Consider the following 6,490-nt stretch of genomic DNA (forward strand, 5'->3'; position numbering starts at 1 on the left):
GCGAAAACGTCTTGCCCCAATCGCGTTCAACATCAGCCGACTTGTAGGCGGATCAAACAACGGCACCGATTGCTTGGTGCAACAGGGCAGCAAGGGTGGCTTCGTCGGTCCGACGACCTTCTTGCATCGAGAAAATCACATCCTCGGGGGGCAGTTGAACCGCGACCAACTCGTGAGCGCGCTGCCGAGCGTACTGACTGATTCGATCGCGCCTCGTTTCAGTTCTGTCATTGAATGCGTCGGCAGCACCCACGAGCCGTGCCGCCGTACGGTATTGGCCGCTGGCGGCTGCGAGCCACGCCAGCGTATCGCTACGAGACAGAAAGAGGCCACTCTGCCGGAGGGTTTGAAGCGTTTGCGGCAATCTGGCCTTTGCCTCCTCAAACTGTCCGGCGGCCACAAGCGCTGCGAGGTAGCCTGCTAGCGTGTAGGCCCACAGCAGCCCATGGCGATGACCCGGTTCGATTCTGTCCAACAAGGTTTGCAAAAGCACCACCGCTGACGCGGTGTCGCCCATACGGAGCTGGACCCAGGCGATCTCGGCGTTGAGTAGAAGAGCGTACTGACGCACCTGCAGCGTATCGGCGATGTCCAAAGCGTGTCGTGTCAATCGCAGGGCGCGCGCAAAGTCCCCGCGCGCGTCGGCCAGCAGCGCCGCAACCCGCAGCCTTCGCATACGGTCCGCAGGCCGAAGCTCCTGCGCTTCAAGCGCTTCAGCAGCGGCAAGAAGCTCTTGTGCTGGCTCAGTGCCGCCACCCCGGAGCACCGCTTCGGCTCGCATGCGCAGACACGCATGGATGTGGCGCGGTTGCGCCAAGTCGGAAAAATGCGCTTGCGCGGTCTCGAGCGCCTCGCAGCATTTTGAAATGGGTAACCGGCCCTCCATGCCAAAGCGTCCGAGCCATTGCCAGTACTTCGCCGCGGTGTGCTTCGGTGTCGCGGCATCAACCAGGGGTTGAACCATCAACAAGTTGTCCATCGCCTCCGGCACGAACCCCGCCATGGTGAGAACCGGCGCAATCAAAGTGGCGAGGGCGACTGCCTCTTCGGACGCCTCTTCTGTGTCAAGCGCATATGCGAGGGCTGCGCGAGCATTGGCCATTTCCTGCCACATCCACGTCAAGTCGCGCGACTTCACCGCGGCCAAGCAGGTCTGAACCATCGCACGTGCGTGACGCAGGCTCCACACGTCGCTCTCGCCAGCGGCAGCCAGCTCAGAAGCCGCAAACGTCCGCATGGATTCCAGCATCCGATAGCGCAGTCTCGGCTTGTGCTCGACGACGAGCATCGACTTCTCTGCGAGTGCGCCTAAAAGGTCCGAGGTCTCAACGCTGGCTTCAGAACTGCGGGACAGTAGCTCTTCAGCTGCGTCCATGGAGAATCCGCCGACGAACACGGACAGGCGCCTGAGGGCGAATTGCTCTTCTCGACTGAGTAGCTGATGGCTCCACTCGAGCGTCGAGCGCAGGGTTTGATGACGGCGCGCCGCGGTCCGAGGTCCTCCAGTCAACAAGCGAAGCCGTTCCCCGAGCCGGCTTCGGACCATTCCAACACCCATCAGTGGGACGCGTGCGGCAGCCAGCTCGATCGCGAGTGCGATTCCATCTAGCTCTTGGCAGATCTCGACTGCGTTGGCTGTCTCGTGGGTAGCCAACTGGAAGTCGGCTTGTCGCGCCCGCACCCGCTCCACAAAGAGCTGGATGGCTGCAAAGCGTTGTGCGTCTTCAAACTCCCCAACGGGCGGGACATCCAGCGGCTTGACGTAGTGAAGGCGCTCACCAAGAACACGCAGGGGTTCCTGGCTCGTAGCCAAGACCTGGACAGCATCAGCCGTCTGCAGGATCTCATTCGTTAACGCGGCGACAGTCGCAAGCACGTGCTCGCACCCATCGAGTACCAGAAGCAGCTCGCGAGTCTGGAGCGCAGTGGCGAGTTCTGACTCAGGCGCAGAGTTTCCCGTTAGCGTGATGCCCAACGCTTGGGCCACGGCGGGAAAGACGAGTCTGCCTTCTTCGACAGCGGACAGGTCAATCAGCCAAGCGCCTTGCGCAAGGCCGCCAGCAATCTGCCTCGCGAATGCAATCGCTAGAGTTGACTTGCCAATCCCACCTGGACCGCACAGGGTGATCAGTCTTGCTGACGTCGCTTCGGCCGTCAGCGCAGCCAGCTCGGCGGCTCGTCCGAACAGCTGCTGGCTCAAGTGGGGAAGATTTCCTTTCGGCTTGGCACGGACCGGCGCCGTCTCAAGCGCGCCTCCAGTTTCAAGATTGAAGCGGTAACCCTGTCCCGGGACCGTGGCAACGACATGACCACCCAAGGCTTTGCGGAGCGCCGCGATCTGAACGGTCAGATTGTTCTCTTCGACGACCAAGCCAGGCCACGCCAGCTTGAGCAACTCTTGCTTTCCGAGAGCACGCTCGCGATGTTGAGCCAAAACCGATAGCAGGTTGAAGGCACGGGGACCGATGGGCACAGCTCGGCCATCTAGCGTGACACGCTTCTCAGCAGGAAAAATGGACAACGCGCCGAAATCCAGCCTCTCCATGAACACCACCTCCTAAGGCGGTTACTTGTGTGATGCGAGCCCCCCAAGGGAGCCGAGATATTTGCAAAATATTGTTGCAGACCCCGAGCGCAACGGTGATCATTCCTTTAGGGATGCGGTACTGCAGCCGCCCCTCACAGCAGCAGTCGAACTGTCATGAGCCAGGGAGGGCGCATGGTCATGAACGATGTCGTGGATTGGGACAGCGTCGGCGATGCCGACGCTGATGAAGTCGCTCAAAGCGTTGCTCAGACCTTGAAGCCCGGTGACGGCGACTTCCGCCGCTACGCCGCTGAGGTTGGAAGGTGGACGCCAGGCCGTCCAACTGACCATCTTCCTAAGGAGTTTCAAGACTACTTGGCTCGTCCCTACGACCTGCCAACGTGGGTAGATCCTGAGGCAGTCGACCGTGCGCAGTTGCACTATCAGAGCATCGCCCAGGCGGGCCAGGTGGTGCTCGCCGCCTACAGCTTGCCAATCCTTTACCTTCATCGACAGATCACCGCATCGTTGATGGGCACTGGCCAATTGGTGCTCAGAGCGCGTGGGCGCCTTGCCGATACGCTGACGTTTGCTGAACAGGTGATGAAGCCCGGAAGCCTTCAGATCGACGGCATGGGGTGGCGATGGATTCGGAAAGTCCGGCTTACACACGCGATTTTGCGCATCGTTCTGCGAGACCCAGGCCATGGGCCTCGTGCAGCGCTCAACGGTCTGACTGAAGACGCCTTTGCTCATCCGTTGGCGGCGCTTCAAGCCAGCCTGCAGGTTGACAAGCCGGACTCAGTGCCGATGAGTCAGGCCCAGCTTGCATTTGTGCTGCAGACCTTCGCTTGGGTAATGGTTTCAGGCCTGGAGGTGTTGGGGCTGGAGATGGACCGCCGCAAGAGGGACGATCACATCAGGTGCTGGGCGTTGATCGGCCACATGCTCGGGATCAACGACAAGTTGATTCCCGGTAGTTCGCAACTCGGCGTTGGCACGGCGCAGTTCCTGTTCGAGGACGTCAGAAGCAAACTGGTTGCTTTCGCCAACCAAGAAGCGCGAAACCAAATTGAACGGCCACCCTTATCCGAGCCGCTGAAGGAAGTGCCAGCCCTGGAAGGCGGTCGGATTCTGATGAGCACGCTCCTCGTGGTCATACAGGATGTACTGCGGAGCAACATTCCGGCCCGGTTCCGGCCCTGGGTTGACGATATCAAATGGCTTGACGACGCTTTGCTATCGCTGCCACGCCTCATCCTGAGGGACATGATGGGTGCGGACGTTTGTCGAGCGCTGCGATTGGAGCGGCCACCTCTAGTTCACTATCTTGTCGGTCGACTTGCCTTGACTCAGATCGACCTTACAAACTGGAAGCCTGCATCGGCGGAACGGGTGGCGCTCTCAGAGCCCATGCTTCTCTCTACGTTGGAGACGGGCCTCTTCTAGACGAAGCAATGAAAGCCTGGCAGTCCTAGCCGTTGTGGTCGGCGGGTTGCCATGATCCAGAGCGCTCCAGCCTTGATTTATACGGTAGGTGTTATGGGCGCAGCGCAGTGATTGACGAAGAACTTCCGCTCATCGATGCGCTTCGCGGTCACGCGATGCTCCAGCAGGACTTCTTGCGCCTAGCGCTGTTTGTGGCTTCGGAAGGGCCGACCACCTTCGAAGGGGAGGCACTCAGATGTACTCTCAACGAAGACCAGCGGCGGACCAGTACCTTGCTCGCTATGGCAGCAGGTCAGTCAGTTGAAACACTACTTCGTATGGCCAATCTGCGTGGCATTCCCGTTCGGGACGCTTACCCGATAGCGCGTTCCGCGGTCGAGTCGTTCGTCAATGCAAGCTTCCTCGCCTCTGAGTCCGATCAGGTCGCCGCACGAGCAGTGCGATACGTGAGCTATGCATCATGGCGTCACTACAACAGAAAGGTCGGAAGCGGAGAGTTCGCAGTTGAGTTGCAATCAGACCCCAATGCTGCCTCCACGCTGGCCGGCGAGTTCCCCGAATTTGCTGGGAAAGGAAGAGGTGTATGGACGACGCTTGATGTTCCCAGCCGCATCAGAAGGGTCGGCGAGCTCGTCGGTCGAAGGGCCGGATCGCGTCTTCTTGCCGCGTATGGCTTGATCTATTCCCTCTCGTCAGAGATCCTGCATGGATCGCCGTTTGGTGCAAGCTATTTCTACTCTGCACACGTCGCTGGCGAGAAGTCCACTGAGGCGTTCGTCGCAGGCACTGCCCGCCATCTCGAAGAGATCCTGATTGCTGTTCTGCACGCACACTGCGGCTACTTAGCTTCGTTCTTCGGGCTTCAGGGCATGAAGGCGCCCTTGGCTGCAGAAGAGAAGTTGTTCGTTCGCCTCTTAGCCCTCAGCACCAAGCCTTCGTCTTCATTCCCCATCGAGACCCCCGCAGCAAACGCGCCGGCGAATGACGCCTAATCCCTCGCTCTGCCGTTGATTTACTACGGTAGGCGGGGTTGTCTCGAACGTTGAACGACTGCTTTGGGCCTCAGAAATTCACGCAGCCCTTGACTGTTCAGGGTCGGAAGCTGGCCCTGAACGGTCGCCTCGCGTACGGTCGCTCCCAGCCTGAAACCGTCTTGTCCTTACGTTTGGGACTGCGCATTGCGCCATCGTGCATCCGCACGATTGGCCAATTGACTGGAAGAGCGGGAGAGTGCAGCTAGCTTTCTCGGGCGCGAGAGCAGACCTCTTATCAGCGCCGCATTGCCGGCCCTAACTCAGCGAGGTACGCAGAACCTCGCGCCGCCTCGCCGCGGCCGATATCAGCACCAGGCCCGCCAGCATGCATACGTAGGTGGAGGGTTCAGGGACTACCGCGACGGACGAATTCCGGGCGTGTACGTCAACAAACGACCAGAACTGGGTGGTCTGGGCTTGATCGGTGTTGTTGGTGATCGTGTAGTTGATCGCCAGGCTGTCGGACATTTCGGCTAGCGCATAGGCAGGGCCTGTAGGGGTCACAGTCAAGTTGCCAAGGACAAACTGAACGCCGCCTAGCGGGATCAAATTGCCCGTGAAAAGGAGCCTCGGGTCAGACCAAGCCAACTGCTCGTTGGCACCCGCTTGCTGTCCCACGCTCGCAGACCGCCCAACCAGAGATCCCACAAAGGTCACTGAGGTGTGCGGTGAAAGCACGAAGTCGAATTTCACCTCGGTGTAAGCGGTCGCACGGCCATCAAGCCCGACCTGGACGTCACCACGCAACGTGCCGGCAGGGCCGCCAGAAAACTGCGCAGCCGCGCTAACCTGGAAACCGACCGGGACGGGCGCGCTCGTCGTTACAGGATCCAACGTCGTCCTGCGGCGGCCGAAGACCAAATCAAAGCTGTCCGACGCCGGGGAGCTCACCGCCTCCGCGAAGGTGTACATCGCGACGTTCGACCTCAACAACGAGGGCGTGATGCCATCTAGAGGGTCGAGGTCTGTCAGGGAGATGGACGTAAAACTGACAACGCCATAGGCGCTCGATTCCGCAACGGCGTTCTGACCGACGCAGGCAAGTGCCAGGGCGGCGCAACAAGAGATCGTCGTTCGCATGGTGTTCCCTCCGTCGGTCGATGATGCACAACGTATGCGAAGGGGCGCAAGGGTCATTCCGCGAAAAGAGCAAAGACCCCCCTCAACCGAGTGCTTAGGCGATCTAGCGGTTCACCCAGACGAGGGCGAAGACTGCCACCGCGGGCACCCGACAACACGGCGAGCTTTCAGTCCACATAGGCTGATACTCGACGGGTCCGTTTCAAATTTGTCCCAACATCTCAAGCCAAATGCACCGCCGTGACTAGACGTTCCATTCTTCCAGCCGAAGCGCTCTCAGCGGACAGTCAGAAGTTCTATGACGTGCTCAACGATGAACCTGACTGTGAGCGTCCAGCCTGACCATCTTGAGGCGAGGCTTTCGCCCTGTCTCACGAAGCTAAAGTGGCGTCCATGGCTG

At 60.0% G+C, this 6,490-nt stretch carries 4 protein-coding genes; 2 read left to right on the forward strand and 2 right to left on the reverse strand.

Features of this window, described 5'->3' with window-relative positions; translation table 11 throughout:
* Positions 1-52 precede the first annotated feature (52 nt).
* Positions 53-2,545: an ATP-binding protein gene (locus tag AC3WOE_RS12490; protein WP_492690833.1), complete on the reverse strand. Its 2,493-nt coding sequence runs from the start codon at positions 2,543-2,545 to the stop codon at positions 53-55.
* Positions 2,546-2,719: 174 nt separating this feature from the next.
* Here AC3WOE_RS12490 and AC3WOE_RS12495 point away from each other — a divergent pair, with 174 nt between their 5' ends.
* Positions 2,720-3,976 (forward strand): oxygenase MpaB family protein, encoded by a 1,257-nt coding sequence (locus AC3WOE_RS12495; protein ID WP_492690835.1) that lies wholly within the window; start codon positions 2,720-2,722, stop codon positions 3,974-3,976.
* A gap of 107 nt (positions 3,977-4,083) precedes the next feature.
* The gene (locus AC3WOE_RS12500) at positions 4,084-4,968 is read left to right on the forward strand and encodes a hypothetical protein (protein ID WP_492690837.1); all 885 of its coding nucleotides are present in this window, start codon (positions 4,084-4,086) and stop codon (positions 4,966-4,968) included.
* 297 nt (positions 4,969-5,265) lie between these two features.
* Here the strand turns inward: AC3WOE_RS12500 and AC3WOE_RS12505 are convergent, their stop codons facing one another.
* Positions 5,266-6,090: a PEP-CTERM sorting domain-containing protein gene (locus AC3WOE_RS12505; protein WP_492690838.1), complete on the reverse strand. Its 825-nt coding sequence runs from the start codon at positions 6,088-6,090 to the stop codon at positions 5,266-5,268.
* Positions 6,091-6,490 lie beyond the last annotated feature (400 nt).

The sequence above is a fragment of the Roseateles sp. FW305-36 genome (genome assembly GCF_058787015.1).